Here is a 16829-nt window from a genome sequence, read left to right on the forward strand (position 1 = left end):
TCATCATCCTCAGTTTGATCCGTTAAGGATATATAACCGGAAGACCGCGCCCGCCAGCAGGTTTACGATACGGTTGTCGACTTGGCGAAGCTTGTGGCCTGTCATGTCAGATTGGTCTAAGGCAGCCGTTCAGCTCGCATCAGCGGCTACATGAACTAAATGCGGCTAAACAGCGCGCCAATGAGTAACGACATCATGTTTCGATGCTCGGGAAGATATTAAAGCCGGCATCGCTCGATAATTAATGATTTCTCTAACCGCATCGTCAACAGCATTCGGCCGACCAGCATTTCCGTCGAGGCCAGCGCGATAGACGGGCCCAGCTTCCCTATTCCCGCAAGACTGGACGCCGGTTCAAATCAGAGTTTGGCACCCCCGAGTTCTTCGCCGAACTTGAAGTGATCGGCGCCGAAAGCCACGGTAAAAAGGCAAGGGCTGACGTGCCCATGTCGGTACCACCCCCGGCGCCCGGTATTGATGCCTTGGCAGGCGAACCGAAACATCCAGCGGCCACACTTACACTTTGCACAAATAGCTTCGGAAGGCCGTGGACCGTTTCCGGATTCCGGGCCTCATGGCGGCCGATACGCATGAAGCTGGAGGAGGAAGGAAAGGTGCAGCCCGATCTCACGCTCAAAGAACTGAGGCATACCGTTGCAATGATCCTCGTGAGATGGGCAAGGAATATTCCACCATCGCAGACAGGCTTGGTCAAAAGACTGAGGCGATGGCCAAGCACTATTCGCGTAGAGCGAACATGTCCAAAAAGATGGCCGAAACTTTAGGCGATCTCGAGACAGAAGCGAACAGAAGGAAAACCAACGCCGTTTAGAAAGCGCAATATAACTGTCTAGAGGGAAAAAGCTGCGCAAAGAAAAAGTTGCTAATAAACTAGGCGCGACAATGCATTAGAATGGTGCCCGGAGGCGGATTTGAACCACCGACACGCGGATTTTCAATCCGCTGCTCTACCAACTGAGCTATCCGGGCATCGAGGCCTCTAGAGCCTTCCGGCCGAGGCCGGCGGGGGCGTTTCCCCCGGAGCGAGCGGGGTTATAACATCTTGTTCGGCCATGTCCAGCGCCAGAACCCACTTTTTTGACAGGTTTGCGAAAATCGTAATTTCCTCAACAAAAACAGGTACGGCCTCGCCCGGCTCAGTCCTCCGTGCCGTCAGCCTTCGTCTGGTCTTCCGAAACGGGAATGGCGTAGGAGCCATTCAGCCATCGCGACAGGTCGAGCGTCCGGCAACGGTCGGAGCAGAACGGGTAGTGTTCGCGCGATGACGGCTTGCCGCATTCAGGGCAGGGCCTCGTTTTCCGCAGAGGCTCGACCTTGCCGCCAGTCTTGATCGGTTCGGATGTCATGTTTGAAATACTCCTTAGTTTGCGCCCGGCGCATCCCATGGCGGAATAATGCCGATAGGCCGCCAATGCGGCCCATACGGCCTGCAGCGCCTCCTCAGCCTGCAATCGGGCAGTCAGCCCTCGGGCCAGGCCGCAGCCACGTCAAAACCTTCGCCCGCCAGGAGCCCGGTCACCTCGAACAGCGGCAGGCCGACGACATTGGTGTAGGAGCCGACGAGTTTCTGGACGAAGGATCCGGCAATACCCTGGATCGCATAGGCGCCCGCCTTGCCGCGCCACTGCCCCGACGCGATGTAGTTTTCGATCTCGCGGGTGGAAAGCCTTTTGAAGCGCACCTTGGTCTGCACGACCTTCTGGCGGAACTGGCCGCCGGGGGTGATCAGGCAGATGCCGGTATAGACCCAGTGGCCGCGCCCGGAGAGCAGGTGCAGCGCCGACGAGGCTTCCTGCGTATATTCGGTCTTTTCGAGAATGCGGCGGCCGACCGCGACGACCGTGTCGGCCGAAAGGATATAGCTGTGCCGCCAGGCCGGATCGTTGCGGATGGCGTTGAGCGCCGCCTCGGCCTTTTCGGTGGAAAGCCTGCGGGCGAGCGAGCGCGGGTGTTCGGATTTCTTCGGTGTCTCGTCGATATCCATCGGCATCAGCCGCGCCGGCGCGATGCCGGCCTGGTTGAGGAGGTCGAGACGGCGCGGAGAACCCGAGGCCAGTATCAGCTTTTGTTCCAGCGCCATGAGAGCCCGCCGCGGATGATAGGAATTACTTGAAGCGGTAGGTGATGCGGCCCTTGGTGAGGTCATAGGGCGTCATTTCGACGAGCACCTTGTCGCCGGCGAGAACGCGGATGCGGTTCTTGCGCATGCGCCCGGCGGTATGGGCAATGATCTCGTGTTCGTTTTCGAGCTTCACGCGGAACGTTGCGTTGGGCAGGAGTTCGGTCACGACGCCCGGAAATTCGAGGACTTCTTCTTTAGCCATCTATAGGTTTTCTTCCTGTGTTGGGTTTGGGCCGGCAGCGCTTTCTGGCGCCCGCCCGGAAATTTGCGCGGAAACTACACAATCATGTCCGCTTTGTGAACCTCGCTTGCGCGCTATTCTCAATGTCGTTTCAAGCCGTCCCCGGCAAGGGCTTTCAGGCGGTCTCGGCCGGATGCCGGCGAATGCCCGAAAGACGCTCCTCGATCAGCCGCCAGAGATGATCGCGAACCTCGCGATAGGCATCGAGCATCTGGTCGCGGGTCCCGGTCGCGGCGGTCGGATCCATGGTCGGCCAGTAGACCACGTCCACGGCATTGGCGCGGGTCAGTTCCAGCGCGGCATGGTGGGCTTCCGGCGTCAGCGTGACGATCAGGTCGAAAAAATCGTCCTCGAGTTCTTCGAGCGTCCGTGGCTGGTGGCGGCCGATCGAAAGCCCGACCTCCTCCAGCACCGCATCCACGAAGGGATCCCGCTCGCCGGAGCGCACGCCGGCCGACTGGATGTAGATATCGGGTGGCAGCAGCCGCTTTGCAATGGCCTCGGCAAGCGGCGAGCGGATGGCGTTGAATCCGCACATGAATAGGATGGCGCCCGGTCGCTTGGCGTGCGTCTCGATCGTCGTCTGAGGGGCGCGTTCTGCCTCCATGCTCAGCCGCGCCAATAGAGCACGCAGACCAGCGTGAAGAGCCGCCGGGCGGTGTCGAAATCGACGCGGATCTTGCCGTCGAGGCGGTCCATCAGCGTCTGCGAACCCTCGTTGTGGACGCCGCGCCGACCCATGTCGATCGCCTCGATGCGGCTGGGGGTCGAGGAGCGGATCGCCTCGTAATAACTTTCGCAGATCATGAAGTAGTCCTTGATGATCCGCCGGAAGGGTGTGAGCGACAAGATATGGGTCGCGACCTGCTCGTCCTTTTCGGTGGTGATGCCGAGCACCAGCTTGGCATCGACGAGCGAGAGTTTCAGCTTATAGGGGCCACCGGCATGGCCGAGCGGCTCGAACGTATTTTCCTCGACCAGATCGAAGATGGCGACCGCCCGCTCGTGCTCCACATCGGGCGTGGAACGCCCGATCGAGTCGTCCAGAACGACGTCGTAGAGCCGGTAGACCGCCGCCCCCATCCCTCAACCCTCGTCATCGAGGGCTAAGCCGTTCAGGCGGATGGCGACGGAACGGGCATGGGCATCGAGCCCTTCGGAATGGGCAAGCGTGATCGCCGCCGGGGCGAGCTGACGGAGCTGGTCCGGGCCGAGCCGCAGGATCGAGGTGCGCTTGACGAAATCGAGCACCGAAAGGCCGGAGGAGAAACGGGCCGAACGGGCGGTCGGCAGCACGTGGTTGGAGCCGCCGACATAATCGCCGATCACCTCCGGCGTATGGCGGCCGATGAAGATCGCACCGGCATTGCGGATGCCGGGCAAAAGCGCGTCGGGATCCGCAACCGCCAGCTCCAGATGCTCGGCGGCGATGCGGTTGGCGAGCGGCAGCGAGGCCTTCAGGTCCGGCACCAGGATGACGGCGCCGAAATCGCGCCAGCTCGCGGCGGCGGTTTCCGAGCGCGACAGGGTCTTCAGCTGGCGCTCGACGGCCGCTTCCACCGCGCGGCCGAATTCGGCATCGTCGGTGACGAGGATGGACTGGGCGCCGGCATCGTGTTCGGCCTGGGCAAGCAGGTCGGCGGCCAGCCAGTCCGGATCGTTCTCGCTATCGGCGATGACCAGGACCTCGGACGGGCCGGCAATCATGTCGATGCCGACCGTGCCGAAGACATGCCGCTTGGCGGCCGCCACATAGGCATTGCCGGGGCCGACGATCTTGGCGACCGGGGCGATCGTCTGAGTGCCATAGGCGAGCGCCGCCACGGCCTGGGCGCCGCCGATGCGGTAGATCTCTGTGACGCCGGCAATACGGGCGGCGGCGAGCACGGCCGGATTGATCTTGCCGCCGCCTGCCGGCACGACCATGACGACGCGCGGCACGCCGGCGACCCTTGCCGGCACCGCATTCATCAGCACCGAGCTCGGATAACTCGCGGTACCGCCCGGAACATAGAGCCCGACCGCTTCGATCGCCGTCCAGCGGGAGCCGAGGCCGACGCCGATCGCGTCCTCGTAGATATCGTCCTTCGGCATCTGCCGGGCATGGTGGCGCTCGATGCGTTCGGCGGCGAGCTTCAGGGCATCGATGACCTTCCGATCGGTCTCCGCAAAGGCGGCGTCGATCTCGGCTTCGGTGACCCTTATCCCGACCTTGGCGAGGTCGATGCCGTCGAAACGGCGGGAATAATCGATCAGCGCCTGGTCGCCGCGGGCGCGCACGTCGTCGATGATGGCGCGCACCACGGCATTCACATCTTCCGAGACCTCCCGCTTGGTCGAGAGAAATGCGGAAAACTTCGCCTCAAAATCCTGCGACGCCTGATCCAACCAGATTGCCAAGCGGATATCCCTTCCAGCTCAAAAAACGATGTTATCCCGGTCGGGCCGTTCGGGCAAAGGGGCCAGATCAGGGATGACGGGGCTTGGATGCCGTTTCCCATGCGCCGCCGACATCCGCAAGAGCAACTTCGATGCATTCGACATCGAGCGCAATCGTCGATTTGCCGGAAAGGATCAGTTCGATCGTGCCCTCCGGACCGTTCCCCTTCTGCGAGAAGGTGATCGCGAGCAGCGACTGGACTTCGTCCTTGCGGCCGCGGTTGATGCCGGTCGAGCGCACCGCTTGGACGCGCTTGAAGACGATCGCCGCGCGGCGGCGTTCGAAACCCTTGCGCTGCCTGGCCGCGGCGTTTTCCCAGACAAAGCGGTTGGCGGCGAGTGAGAAGTTCTGCCCGGGCTGCGACCAGCGCACATCGCCCACCTTGAAGACGGCATCCTGCATATGGGCGGAAATGACGCCCAGATCGACGGTGTCGAGGGCAAGCAGTTTCAAGTCGGTCATCGCTTCCAATATCCGTTAAGAGGCGCGCGTTCACGCGGATGTTCCTGGGACTTGAGATAGGATGCGGCGGGCCAAGAAGCAACGGCGGCGTGCAGGACGGAACGCAGCTTTATCCGCGCCGACTGACGCGCGGCACGGTTCGAGAAGGGGAATGGGGCAGGCAGGGGCATGGGTAATGATGTGAGGTAGGTTTCCGCCTGCCCCGATCGCCTTTTCGGTTGCGGAGGATTTCCAGGCCCTCCTCACCGCCTCGACGACCATCACCGGAACCGGGCACTTTCGAACCTTGGTGAAGGCAGCCGGTTCGCGAACCCGGTTCCCATCCGATGATGCGGCTATTATTGCCGGCGCCCTGGCTGCGGGGATGCCGGCGGATAAGAAATCCGCCAAGTGCTTGACGGAACACGGAAGTAAATGCCGATCAACTGTATTTCATCCCCGCGCGCGAAGGATCGCGCGCAATGGACCGTCCGGGCTGCGGCCTCTCTCTCTGGCGGAGACAGAGGCTCCTGTCGGCATTCGCGCTGTCATCGGACAGTCGGGACCCTGAACCGGACTGTCGTTCGACGGAAAGCTAAGCCTTCCGATCGGTCGCCTAGTCCGAATGCTTCATTGACGGTGTGCGGCCCCGGCGTAGAATCGCGGCGGGTGAGATATCGGGCTGGGGCGGCGTAGCTATGGAGGATGCCATGCAGGAACCTGACATGCAGAAACTCGATGCACTCGTCGGCCGTCTGGTCGGCGATCTCGGCGCCGGCGTCTCCGGCGTTCTCGTCGTGCTTGGCGATCATCTCGGCCTGTTTCGGGCGATGATGGACGGCCGGCCGCGATCCTCGATGGAGCTGGCGGAAACGACGGGGCTTACCGAACGCAACGTGCGCGAATGGCTCGCCGCCATGGCCGCCGCCGATTACATTTCCTATCATGAGGATTCGAACAAGTTCGCCATGACGCCCGAGCAGACCATGGTGTTTGCCAGTGAAGACAGCTCCGCCTTTTTCGGGGGCGCTTTTGAAATCATCCAGTCGATGTGGATGGACGAACCCAAGGTGGAAGAAGCCTTTCGCACGGGCCGCGGCCTCGGATGGCATGAGCACAGCACCTGTCTGTTCCGGGGCACGGAACGTTTCTTCCGACCCGGCTACAACAGCCATCTGGTCGATGAATGGATCCCCGCCCTCCAGGGCGTCCATGAAAAGCTGGAACGCGGAGCGGAAGTGGCCGACGTAGGCTGTGGCCATGGCGCCTCGACCATCCTCATGGCCAAGGCCTTTCCGAATTCGCATTTCCACGGGTTCGACTACCACGTCCCTTCCATTGAGCGCGCAAAGCGCGCGGCGCAGGAGGCGGGTGTGGACGACCGGGTTACCTTCCACCAGGCTTCGGCGAAGGAATTCCCTGCAGGCAACTACGATCTCGTCGCCATGTTCGACTGCCTCCACGATATGGGCGATCCGGTCGGCGCCGGTCGTCATATCCGCGAGACGATGGCGAAGGACGGCACCTGGATGATCGTCGAACCTTTCGCACATGACGGCCTGAAGGACAATCTCAACCCGGTCGGCCGTGTTTATTATGGCGCCTCGACCATGATCTGCACTCCCGCCTCGATGGCTCAGGAAGTGGGCCTTGGCCTCGGAGCGCAGGCCGGGGAGATGAAGCTTCGCAAAGTGGCCCTCGACGCCGGCTATTCGCATTTCCGGCGGGCGAGCGAGACGCCATTCAACATGATATTCGAAGTGCGGGCCTGAAGCGCCGCCGGCTGTCGTTCTGGCCTCGGCTTGTAGATTTCGGAGGTTTCGGGCCGCGGCATGTCGCTGCAATCGCGACGCCTGCCGCCACCTCATGGGCGACCAGCATGAAGGAGCCCGGGATGTCGGGGCCGTCCGGCCCCGGTGCTCGTCGAGCCTTGCTATCGTAAACCTGGCCTGCGCGATGAACGCATCTATCGGATGCTGCCATGACCGCCAAGGAGGCGGGAGCCCCGCCCCGCCATTCTCTTCAGCTCGGAAAATCGGCCGAGAGGCTGATCTCCTCCCAGAGTTCGATCTGGCCAAGCCGCTCCTTCAGCTTTTGCGTGACAGCGTTATAGGCGATAGCGCCGAGCACGAGATGGCGGGGCGCCTCGGTCGCCTCGGTGGCGGCGATCATCGCCTCGCCGGCCCGCACCGGATCCCCCGGCTGCCTGCCGCTATAGCCGGAAGTCGCGCCCATGCGGGCGGCGGCAGTTTCGGCATAGTCCTCGATCCGGCTCGGCGTCTGCTTCAGCGAGCGGCCGGCCCAGTCGGTGCGGAAGGGGCCTGGCTCCACGCAGGTGACCTTGATGCCAAGAGGCGCGCCCTCGAGGCTGAGCGCATCTGAAAAACCTTCCACCGCATGCTTGCTCGCCGCATAATAGCCGGAACTCGGAAGCCCCATGAAGCCGGCCATGGAGGTGATGTTGAGGATATGGCCCTTGCGCCGCGCCCGCATGCCCGGCAGCACGGCGCGGGTCATGGCGAACAGCCCGAAGACATTGGCATCGAACATCGCCCGGATCTCGCCCTCCTCGCCTTCCTCGATCGAGGCCTGGTAACCGTAACCGGCATTGTTGACCAGCACGTCGATGCGGCCGAACGTCTCTTCGGCGGCCGCGACCGCATCGGAAACCTGTTTCAGGTCCGTCACGTCGAGATCGAGCGCCAGAACATGATCCTTGCCGTCGGCGAGATCGGCAACGCGATCCCGGCCGCGGGCGGTTACCACGGTCGGCCAGCCGCGCTCGATCGTCAGTTTGGCGAGCTCGCGGCCGAAGCCTGTGGAGCAGCCGGTGATGAACCAGACGGGGGATTGAATATCGGTCATGGGAAAATCTCCGTGGATGCCGGATCAAACAATGTGAGGCGGGATCAAAGGTGGGCGCATGCAAAAGATAGAAATGCAAAAAGGGACGGCAAGGGCAATTCCCCCGCCGTCCCTTGCGAAATATCAGCTTTAAGGCTCGATCAGTCGCTGACGCGTTCGACCACCGCACCGCAGCGGGTGAGCTTCTCTTCCAGCCGCTCGAAACCGCGATCGAGGTGATAGACGCGGCTGACCATGGTTTCGCCTTCGGCGGCCAGGCCGGCGATGACCAGCGAAACGGAGGCGCGCAGATCGGTCGCCATGACCGGAGCCCCCTTCAGCCGCGGCACCCCTTCGACACGGGCCTTCTGGCCGGACAGCGAGATCCTGGCGCCGAGGCGCGCGAGTTCCTGCACGTGCATGAAGCGGTTTTCGAAAATCGTCTCGGTGATGTTCGAGACGCCGGAAGACCGGGTCATCAGCGCCATGAACTGCGCCTGCAGGTCGGTCGGGAACCCCGGGAAAGGCTCGGTGGTGACGTCGACCGGCTGGATGCCGTTGCCGTTGCGCACCACGCGCAGGCCGCTCTTCGTCTCGGTGATATGAGCGCCGGCCAGCCGCAGCGTATCGAGCGCGTTGTCGAGCAGCGCGGCTTCGGTGCCTTCGAGCACGACATCGCCGCCGGCCATGGCGACCGCCATGGCATAGGTGCCGGTCTCGATACGATCGGGCAGGACGCGGTGGCGGGCGCCGGAGAGCGAGGTGACGCCCTCGACGGTGATGGTCTTGGTGCCGGCGCCCGAAATCTTGGCGCCCATGGCGGTGAGGCATTTTGCGAGGTCGACGACCTCCGGCTCACGCGCGGCGTTTTCGATCACCGTGGTGCCACGGGCAAGCGTCGCCGCCATCATCATCACGTGGGTGGCCCCGACCGAGACTTTCGGGAAGACGTAGGTGGCGCCGATCAGGCCGCCCTTCGGGGCCGTCGCGTTCACGTAACCGCCATCGACCTCGAGCGTGGCGCCGAGCGCCTGGAGGCCTTCCAGGAAGAGATCGACCGGACGCGTGCCGATCGCGCAGCCGCCCGGCAGCGAAACCCGCGCCTGGCCTTCGCGGGCCAGCAGCGGGCCGATGACCCAGAAGCTGGCGCGCATCTTCGAGACCAGCTCGTAAGGGGCGGTCGTATCGACGATGGTGCGGCAGGTGAAATTGATGGTGCGGGAATAGCTTTCCTCCTGACGCTCGCGTCGGCCGTTGACGGCGACATCGACCCCATGATTGCCGAGGATGCGCAGCAGCTGTTCCACGTCGGCCAGATGCGGCACGTTTTCGAGCGTCAGCGTATCGCTCGTCAAAAGGGAAGCGATCATCAGCGGCAGGGCGGCATTTTTCGCTCCCGAGATCGGAATGGTGCCCTTGAGTTCATTGCCGCCCAAAATTCTGATGCGATCCATAAGTTGTAACTCTTCCTTCTGAGAGCGCGAAAGGAGGCGTCCTTAGACGAAATCCGCCGCTGCTTCAATGATTGCTAAAATGGTCTGCCGGAATGGCCTGACTGTCAGGCTGTCTTGGCGCATAAGTTACAATGATTCGTCCGTTTTTGCGGCAGGCAGCCCTTGTGTCGAATCCTCTTCGCCCGCCCGGCGGGCGCGGGCCTGCGTCTTGCGGCGCATCAGATTCTCGCGAAGCTTGGCCGCGGCCTTCGCCTTGCGCTGCGCCTCGCGGGCCTGAACCGCCCTGCGGTGCCGCTCGCCGCGGCCTTCGCCGGTATCCCCACCTTCTAGATCATGCCGTTCTTCGTCATTCGCCATGGCTCTCCATACCCAAAAACCGGGATTCTTGGAAGCGGAAGCGACGTTTTCCCCATTCCTCGACAAAGAACTTGGAATTTGCGGCTTGCACTGCCGGTGAACCTATGGCAATAGGCCGCTGCCGACGACGCGGATCTATCGCGCCGGCTGACGCTGCTATAGCTCAGGGGTAGAGCACTCCCTTGGTAAGGGAGAGGCCGAGAGTTCAAATCTCTCTAGCAGCACCATTCCACCCCCCGGAAAACACTCATTTTTTGAGCTTAAGGCTTTTTGCACCGTTCTTTTGGTACACCAGACCGGTACACTAGCATGGTTCTGAGAATGGCCCGCCCCTACTTGAATGGCAGCGTTTGGTGGCTCCGCAAAAAGGTGCCGCTCGACCTCCGTGGCGCTGTCGGCGTAACAGAATGGAAAAGATCGCTTGATACCCGCGACCGTGGCGAAGCCCGTATCCGGTTCGCAAAGCTGAATGCTGAACTTGAAGAACAGTGGGCGGGTCTGAGGGCCGGTGAACGGCCGCTTTCTCATAAGCAGATCGTCGCGCTGTCGGGCGAACTCTGTCGAGAGTTTATTGCAGAACATGAGGAGAATCCGGCGCACACACCGGGGCATGAGCTTGCACTCTTTTTCTCGCTCTACGCTGATGGAAAGCGATCAGCGGCAGACATTGTGGGCGAGCCGAGTGATGAACAGGCGACGCTCATCAAAAAGTTCTCGGATGACGCTCGACGCAATGACCGGCTTATTGCTGATTTTCTGCTCCGACGTGGCATGCGGCTTAATGAGCAGACCATGTCTCGTTTTCGCAATGAAGTTGTTGCCGCAATGCGTATCGCTCGCGAGCAACTGTATAGAATGCAGCGGAGTAACTACGAAAAGCATCCAGAGCTTGAGCGCTTTCCCGACCTCTTGGTTCGGAAGGTCACCTCAGGCAACTCACCTGATGAAATTACGTTGTCCGTCGCGATTGCCGCGTGGGTCAAGGAGAAAACCCGCAAAGATGGCGATTGGGTCGATAGCAGCGCAGCGTCGAACGAACTTTGGGCGCGTCGTTTTCAGGAACTTGTCGGGGACAAGCCCCTCCATGAATACAAAAAGGCCGACGCCAGGAAATTTAAAGAGGCGATTATGTCGCTTCCTCCAAACTTCCTTCAGAAGGAAGACTTCAAAAAACTAGACTTTGTTAAAGCAGCAGAGAAAGCAAAGAATACCGAAATCGAACGGATGTCCGACCGCAATGTAAACAAAATTCTTGGCTTCGTTCGCGCGTTCTGGAACTGGGCCGAGGGCCAATATGGCGATGTTCCAAGCAATCCGTTCGGCAAGATGAACCTGCGTATCAGAACCAAAGCTCGTGACGAACGCGATCCATTCTCATCCGAGCAGCTTCAGGCAATTTTCACCGCGCCGTTGTACATCGGATGCAAGTCAGGAAAATCCTATATCAGGTCCGGTTCTCACATACCGTCTGACGAAGGTATTTATTGGGTACCTTTGATCGGCCTTTTCACTGGTGCGCGATCAGGTGAGATAATTCAGCTTCTGTGTGACGACGTGAAGTCAGAAGCTGGAATTCGATACTTCGACATCAAGGATGACGGCGAACGGAAAAAGACCGATCTGAAACAAGGGATCAAAACCGACTCCTCCGCGCGGACGATCCCCGTTCATCCGACGTTGGAACAGTTAGGCTTCGCAGCATTTGTCGAGCGCCAGCGGAGAAAAGGACAGCGACTGTTCCCTGATTTCCCGAAAGCGGCTGACGGTTACTACTCGACAGCATACAGCCCGCGTTTCAAGCGGTTCCTTGAGAGCATTGAGGTGAAGACTGGAAAGGTCTCGTTTCACAGCTTCCGACATTCATTTGAAGATGCCTGCAAGAACAGCAGGATTCCGCTGGAATTCATCAATGCGCTGCAAGGCCACTCGGATGGGGGCATGGCGGACCGGTACGGCACAGGTATGGTGCGAGTCCGGTTGCTCAAGGAAGAGATGGACAAGCTTGAGTACGACGGCCTCGATTTCTCGCGCCTATTCGCAGCGCGGAAAGACCTGACGGCGGGTTGATCACCGGTCGCCGCCTGTGATCCGGTCAAAGGCGCGGATGCCATCCCGCTGGATTTCCTTTTTCAGTTCCGCCGCCGCCCCGGGCAATCGACTCTTGCGAACCAATGTCTTCTCTGTGCTTCCATGCGCTTGGGTATAGATCGCTGCGACGTAGCAGAGAACGCCCCCGTTTTGATCCGTCTGGCAGACCTCAACAACCTCGATATTAACCGTCAAACCTCGGATTCTAGTGATTGTCCGCCTCATCGAAAATCCTCATTTCTATCTGATTTCATTGAGAAATTTATAACAGAAATGGGGATTTATGAGAATCCTTGCGGCAGGAAAAATGTCGGATATGGGATGGTGTCCGTAAACGGAAGTGGTCGGATTTTAATAAGTTTGGGAAGGGATCGTCCGTGATTTTGTGCGTGGACAGAGCGGGAGGCGGGTCAGGAAAAATCGACGCGAGTAGTGCGGGAGCGAAGCGACACGGTCGTGTCTATTTTTCTTGACGCGACGGAGCGACCCAATCCTAACGCACCGGAGCAGGACAAGGAGGCCAAAGGCCGTAATGCCCTGCTCCGGACTAGATCAGTCGGATCATGCCGATCAGAGGGTAGCAGAGCGAAGCGTCGCGAGGAGGCAGAGCCTCCTTAGTTCCTCGTGGAAAGGAGCGAGACTACCCCTCTCGGGACGACAAGATAGGTCAAACGATCACAACAAATGACAGGTTAAAACTTATAGGTTTTCGATACTCTTGCGGAAACTTTAATTTCCGTTATGTGCTCTGAATGGCCTTCGATAGATTTTCTAACAAGACGGAATTTTTCGGCATTTAACGGAACGATTTTCTGTCTGTTGCGAGTAATGTTGACATTTTCGCCACCTTAGAACGTGCACACGATATTAAATTTTCAGCGCCATGTATTGAACAATGCCAGAAGTTGCTTCATCTTACCTCCATCAGCACACGGGCCGCCGGAAGCTGATTGCCCTGCAAACGCAGGGGGCGCGGTAGACATGACGTCTGTAAGTCCGCAACCGCTCATTACCTGCTTCGGCGGCTAATGGCCGGAAAGAGGATTACCCGGCCCTCCGGGGTTGGGGATTCCCAATGGTCCGCTGAACAAGCGGCTCTGAAAATGATTTGCGACACACATGCCGCAAGTTTCTTAACCGCCGAACAGGTGGCTCTGAACAGCTCCTCCGGGAGTCTCCGCTGCATAAGCGGCTCTGCTTTCGGTCCGCCGAAAGTTTTCGGTCATCACTGTCGATGATCACCCTCCCTTGCATTTCGCAAGCTGTCGGAGGGCGCTGAACTGCGCCCTCCGACCTTCGCCCACGTTACTTTGAAAGGATTCCGTAATGACCGGAACATACGTTAAGCAGACTATAGTTAAACGCGACGGTGACCGCGATATTAAGTTTATCGGCGAACTTTTGGCCGAGGCTGATAATATCGATAGCCTTGTCTACTCAAACTCTGGAAATTCCTGGACTGAATTGCGACTTTATCGAATGAAGGGCGGCAAATATGTCTGCCAGCGCGTCGAACGTAACTCTTGGAGTAACGTTCAAAACGAATATGAGGCCTGCGTTTGTGAAGATGTTGACCGGGTGGTGGATTTCTTCGGGCATGGTCCTCTCGCGAAAGAACTGTTTCGCGCCGCCGAAATTTCGGCTGTACTTGAAGTCGAATAGACCAGCAGCTTGCCTCTGTTCATAGAACCGACAATCTGACTGACGCCGATATCATCGCCATCAGAAAGCAGCGCCAAGAATTCCTTTCCGCTCACTGAGCGGAAAACACCCCTCCTAACAATCCGGCAATTTTGCTTTCGCTTGGGAAGAACGCCGAAGCTTTGCCAAATATAGAAAGACGCCTTATGACCGACCTTAAAAATGAGATTACTGTCGACCTCAAAAAATCCCTGCCACTAGATCGCGATCTTGCATTTGATATCGCGCTGCGGCTCAATGGGCTCATCCGCGATCAGTATCGGCTTCAGGAGGAAAACAGCGGTTCGCCGAGCAGCGTGTGCCGCACGACAGCCGAGATCGCGACGCTTAAGTTTATGGCTGAGTACCTGGTAGAAGGTACAGCATTCCGGCGCAATTTACTTACGAAAGACTGGGAGTTCCTTGCTGCGGAGGGATACACCGCCCTGGCAAAGAATGGGTTTCGCGTTCCTGAGAGTGCGCCAGTCGTCAACAAGGGGACTGCTCAATGAACCATTTGCTTCGTAAGCGTCTTCGCCAAAAACGGATCGAAAAATGCCGTGTGGAGCTGGAAATGTATCCTCACAGGCTCCTCGATATTTTCGGCAGGATGGGAGAAATCGAGCGTCAAACGAATTTCGATATCAAGGTGCCTTGCGAACCCTACCTGGCACTGTTGGATGAACGCGAAAGGTTGGCTCTCGATAGCGAGATCGTAAGAGCCGAGATTGAAGTTCTGAGCATCGAGGAACACGACCTCCATTCGGCGCGGCAGGAGATTCAAAGTCGGAAGGACGCCGCTGTGGCTTGGTTTGATAGGGTAAAGGACGCACCGACCCTGGATGCAAGTACAGTAGCAGAGCTAAGCAGGTTTCCGTCAGAGCTTCGGCGAGCCGATGCTAAGCTCAAGATTATAGACCAGATGCTGCGATCAATTCCACGCGCTTAGTCTTGACGCCTGTTCCGCCTGCCATGAGCATACAAAAAGCCGCCTTTCGGGCTAGAGCCCTCGGCGGCTTTTAGAATGTATTCCATGGTTACTGACGGTCACATGACAATGCTTGAATAAGGACCGTTCGTAGGCCTGTATGAAGAATGGCACTGACCCAGACTTCCTGTCATGTATCTGACCGGAAATTTATCGTAAGTTGAGAGCTGGGTCCCATGTCATTCTTGAAACGCATGCTCAAGCGGCCATTCACGTCGGCCGAGCTTCACGCCATGGTGGCGCATCATCTGACCAAGCCTCCCCTCCCAGAGGCGATGTACGAGGCGGCGGCCACGATGGTAGGCAAAAGAGGCGTTTCTCTGCTCGACCACTGGCGCTCGATGTTCTCGATCCAGCTCGATGAGATTGCCGGTGAAAAGACCTGGCAGGGTCAGAGAGCAAAATTGCTTAAGATCGTCCTGCTCGAAGAAGGATGGACAGATATCTTCCGGTGCACCAACGAGATCAGCTCTCCCGACGTGTGGGCACATCTCGTGGCTGAGCTAGACTTTCTCCAGGCGGTTCCACGGGAGCATTGGAAGGGTCTTGTCCTGCAGCGCTACATCATGGGTCTGCTGAACGCCGCATGCCTCATGGAACTCGGCATCAAAAACTACGGCATCGACAGCCTCAAAAAGCTCGAAATCCGTCTCCATGGCGAATACTATCGCGAAATCCTCAACCTTGATCTTCAGATTGGTCAAATGATCCGTGAGATGATCGACAACTACGATGACGAGGATGCGCTGAGTGCTGCCGGTTTGAAGGACGACATCATAAATCCCATCATTGCAGAGCAGTACAAGGTTTTGGCATTGGTGGCGGAGCAGATTGCGAACAGCCGTGTCGATATCGAAAGCGTTAAAGGTAAGATGGCTGCGCTCGACGCTAAGAAGCGTGAGATCGGTGAAGCTTTGATCGCAGCGCGATCCACTGCGGCGGGATAATATTTAGCTAGCCTAAAACAAACACATATCGTGTCTATGGGGGTTCACCAGTTGCGAATCCCGCAACATCACTCTACCGTTTTATTACCGATGTGGGCGAAGCCCTGGGTCTTCAACCAGCCCGTCCGTAAACCACAGACTAGCCCCTTCGGTCGCGCTCTTAGCCCTTCTTGAACTTTGGCACCGCGTTCCAGCGGTTGAGCTTCTTCTTTTGCCAGCAGTTGCCCGTGATATCCGGCCAGCCGGTCATTTCGAACGCCAGTTCAGCCAGCTTTTTCTTGGTGTCGCTGATGCCCTCTTTCTCGTGCCTGCCGTTCCGGTAAGCCGCCAGGGCTCCCAAGGTGCAATCGAGTAGCTGCAGCATTGGCTCTCGCTCTGAGGATCGCGGTTGAACCAGCTTCACGATATCGGACGCTTTGCACATCCTGCGGCCGACGAAATTCAACGCGCCCATCTGATTGACCAGCTCGCTCGTGCAATCGCCGTCGTCAGGGTGGATATACAGGTCAGCGTCGGCACCATAGAACGCGACGGGCCGGTGTAATAGCAGCTGGAAGAATGCCTTGCTGACGGTGTCGATCTTCCTGCGAGGACCAGATCGCTTGTGATCGTATTCATCCATTCGCGAAAAGCGCACATGGAAATGGAGACGACCTTCGTCGACCAGGGCGAACAGGAGCCTGATATAAGCTTCGTGAACGATACCTGATCTGCTCTTGGCGTTCTTCCACTTGACCTCGCCCTTTTTCCCGAATTTCTCCCGGATTTCCTTCATCTGGCCGACGATAACAGGGATCGCCTCTCTCGCTACCGCAATACCGGCCACAGCCATGTATGTGTCGCCGTCCTGGCTGCTCTCGTCGCAGAAATACAGGATTTTGGGACGCGGCTTGTTATCCTGTGCTGGCTCGACGGCCTCGGGTTCGGGTGCGGGCAGATAAATGGTCGTGGTCTCCAGCGATTCACATGACCACTCTACAGTAACATGGTTGTTTTCTGATTTCCGTGCTCTCCCCAGCTTATCAAGTTCTTGTTTTGTTCCGTTTCCGCCCACAGACAATGATTGTAGAAGTAAAATGCGATTTTGGGAGATCGCGATAATCTGTCCTCCCGTTCATGAAGCGGCCGCCAATATTCCCGGGCAGCTTGGACGCTGAGGAATTGGGAGACTTGCGGATGCAACCGAAAAGCGTAGTGTTCCGTTGT

At 58.7% G+C, this 16829-nt stretch carries 18 protein-coding genes and 2 tRNA genes; 7 read left to right on the forward strand and 13 right to left on the reverse strand.

The features are described from left to right. Window positions 1-914 precede the first annotated feature (914 nt). From J2X76_RS26865 to J2X76_RS26900, 8 genes are all read right to left on the reverse strand, one after another. Window positions 915-990, reverse strand: a tRNA-Phe gene (locus J2X76_RS26865). 167 nt (window positions 991-1157) lie between these two features. Continuing rightward, window positions 1158-1367 (reverse strand): DNA gyrase inhibitor YacG, encoded by a 210-nt coding sequence (gene yacG / locus J2X76_RS26870; RefSeq protein WP_113130467.1) that lies wholly within the window; start codon window positions 1365-1367, stop codon window positions 1158-1160. Between the two features lie 113 nt (window positions 1368-1480). Continuing rightward, window positions 1481-2101 carry a Maf-like protein gene (locus J2X76_RS26875; protein WP_310220616.1) on the reverse strand — a complete coding sequence of 207 codons (621 nt, stop codon included), beginning with the start codon at window positions 2099-2101 and terminating at the stop codon, window positions 1481-1483. A gap of 25 nt (window positions 2102-2126) precedes the next feature. Further along, window positions 2127-2345, reverse strand: a complete 219-nt coding sequence (infA, locus tag J2X76_RS26880) for a translation initiation factor IF-1 (RefSeq protein ID WP_004435948.1) — start codon at window positions 2343-2345, stop codon at window positions 2127-2129. A 154-nt stretch (window positions 2346-2499) separates the two neighbouring features. Beyond that, window positions 2500-2991 carry a low molecular weight phosphatase family protein gene (locus tag J2X76_RS26885; protein WP_310220617.1) on the reverse strand — a complete coding sequence of 164 codons (492 nt, stop codon included), beginning with the start codon at window positions 2989-2991 and terminating at the stop codon, window positions 2500-2502. 2 nt (window positions 2992-2993) lie between these two features. Then, the gene (locus J2X76_RS26890; protein WP_310220618.1) at window positions 2994-3467 is read right to left on the reverse strand and encodes a UPF0262 family protein; all 474 of its coding nucleotides are present in this window, start codon (window positions 3465-3467) and stop codon (window positions 2994-2996) included. 3 nt (window positions 3468-3470) lie between these two features. Next, window positions 3471-4784, reverse strand: a complete 1314-nt coding sequence (gene hisD / locus J2X76_RS26895) for a histidinol dehydrogenase (protein WP_310220619.1) — start codon at window positions 4782-4784, stop codon at window positions 3471-3473. A gap of 67 nt (window positions 4785-4851) precedes the next feature. After that, a complete protein-coding gene (locus J2X76_RS26900; protein ID WP_310220621.1) occupies window positions 4852-5286 on the reverse strand; it encodes a DUF2948 family protein in 435 nt (144 codons plus the stop codon). A gap of 689 nt (window positions 5287-5975) precedes the next feature. Between J2X76_RS26900 and J2X76_RS26905 the strand changes: the two genes are divergently transcribed. Further along, a complete protein-coding gene (locus J2X76_RS26905) occupies window positions 5976-7037 on the forward strand; it encodes a class I SAM-dependent methyltransferase (RefSeq protein ID WP_310220622.1) in 1062 nt (353 codons plus the stop codon). Window positions 7038-7287: 250 nt separating this feature from the next. On the opposite strand, the gene J2X76_RS26910 is transcribed toward J2X76_RS26905, so the two are convergent. From J2X76_RS26910 to J2X76_RS26920, 3 genes are all read right to left on the reverse strand, one after another. Beyond that, window positions 7288-8130, reverse strand: coding sequence for an oxidoreductase (locus tag J2X76_RS26910; protein ID WP_310220623.1), 843 nt, complete (start codon window positions 8128-8130; stop codon window positions 7288-7290). A 140-nt stretch (window positions 8131-8270) separates the two neighbouring features. After that, complete coding sequence (murA, locus tag J2X76_RS26915) at window positions 8271-9563, reverse strand: UDP-N-acetylglucosamine 1-carboxyvinyltransferase (protein ID WP_310220624.1); 1293 nt, start codon at window positions 9561-9563, stop codon at window positions 8271-8273. Between the two features lie 126 nt (window positions 9564-9689). Further along, window positions 9690-9920 carry a hypothetical protein gene (locus tag J2X76_RS26920; protein WP_310220625.1) on the reverse strand — a complete coding sequence of 77 codons (231 nt, stop codon included), beginning with the start codon at window positions 9918-9920 and terminating at the stop codon, window positions 9690-9692. A gap of 152 nt (window positions 9921-10072) precedes the next feature. Here J2X76_RS26920 and J2X76_RS26925 point away from each other — a divergent pair. Together J2X76_RS26925 and J2X76_RS26930 are read left to right on the forward strand one after the other, a co-directional pair. Next, window positions 10073-10147 (forward strand) — tRNA-Thr (locus J2X76_RS26925). A 94-nt stretch (window positions 10148-10241) separates the two neighbouring features. Next, complete coding sequence (locus J2X76_RS26930) at window positions 10242-11987, forward strand: site-specific integrase (protein ID WP_310220626.1); 1746 nt, start codon at window positions 10242-10244, stop codon at window positions 11985-11987. Here J2X76_RS26930 and J2X76_RS26935 read toward each other — a convergent pair whose 3' ends face one another. Continuing rightward, window positions 11988-12203 carry a hypothetical protein gene (locus J2X76_RS26935; RefSeq protein ID WP_310220627.1) on the reverse strand — a complete coding sequence of 72 codons (216 nt, stop codon included), beginning with the start codon at window positions 12201-12203 and terminating at the stop codon, window positions 11988-11990. A 1131-nt stretch (window positions 12204-13334) separates the two neighbouring features. Here J2X76_RS26935 and J2X76_RS26940 point away from each other — a divergent pair. From J2X76_RS26940 to J2X76_RS26955, 4 genes are all read left to right on the forward strand, one after another. Next, complete coding sequence (locus J2X76_RS26940; protein WP_310220628.1) at window positions 13335-13670, forward strand: hypothetical protein; 336 nt, start codon at window positions 13335-13337, stop codon at window positions 13668-13670. 185 nt (window positions 13671-13855) lie between these two features. Continuing rightward, window positions 13856-14200, forward strand: coding sequence for a hypothetical protein (locus tag J2X76_RS26945; protein WP_310220629.1), 345 nt, complete (start codon window positions 13856-13858; stop codon window positions 14198-14200). Then, the gene (locus J2X76_RS26950; protein WP_310220630.1) at window positions 14197-14637 is read left to right on the forward strand and encodes a hypothetical protein; all 441 of its coding nucleotides are present in this window, start codon (window positions 14197-14199) and stop codon (window positions 14635-14637) included. Before J2X76_RS26945 ends, J2X76_RS26950 begins: the two co-directional genes overlap by 4 nt. Before the next feature lie 215 nt (window positions 14638-14852). Further along, window positions 14853-15623: a hypothetical protein gene (locus J2X76_RS26955; RefSeq protein WP_310220631.1), complete on the forward strand. Its 771-nt coding sequence runs from the start codon at window positions 14853-14855 to the stop codon at window positions 15621-15623. Between the two features lie 160 nt (window positions 15624-15783). On the opposite strand, the gene J2X76_RS26960 is transcribed toward J2X76_RS26955, so the two are convergent. After that, window positions 15784-16677 carry a DUF3800 domain-containing protein gene (locus J2X76_RS26960; protein WP_310220632.1) on the reverse strand — a complete coding sequence of 298 codons (894 nt, stop codon included), beginning with the start codon at window positions 16675-16677 and terminating at the stop codon, window positions 15784-15786. Window positions 16678-16829: the final 152 nt, after the last annotated feature.

This window comes from Neorhizobium sp. 2083 (assembly GCF_031455615.1).
GTDB lineage: Bacteria > Pseudomonadota > Alphaproteobacteria > Rhizobiales > Rhizobiaceae > Neorhizobium.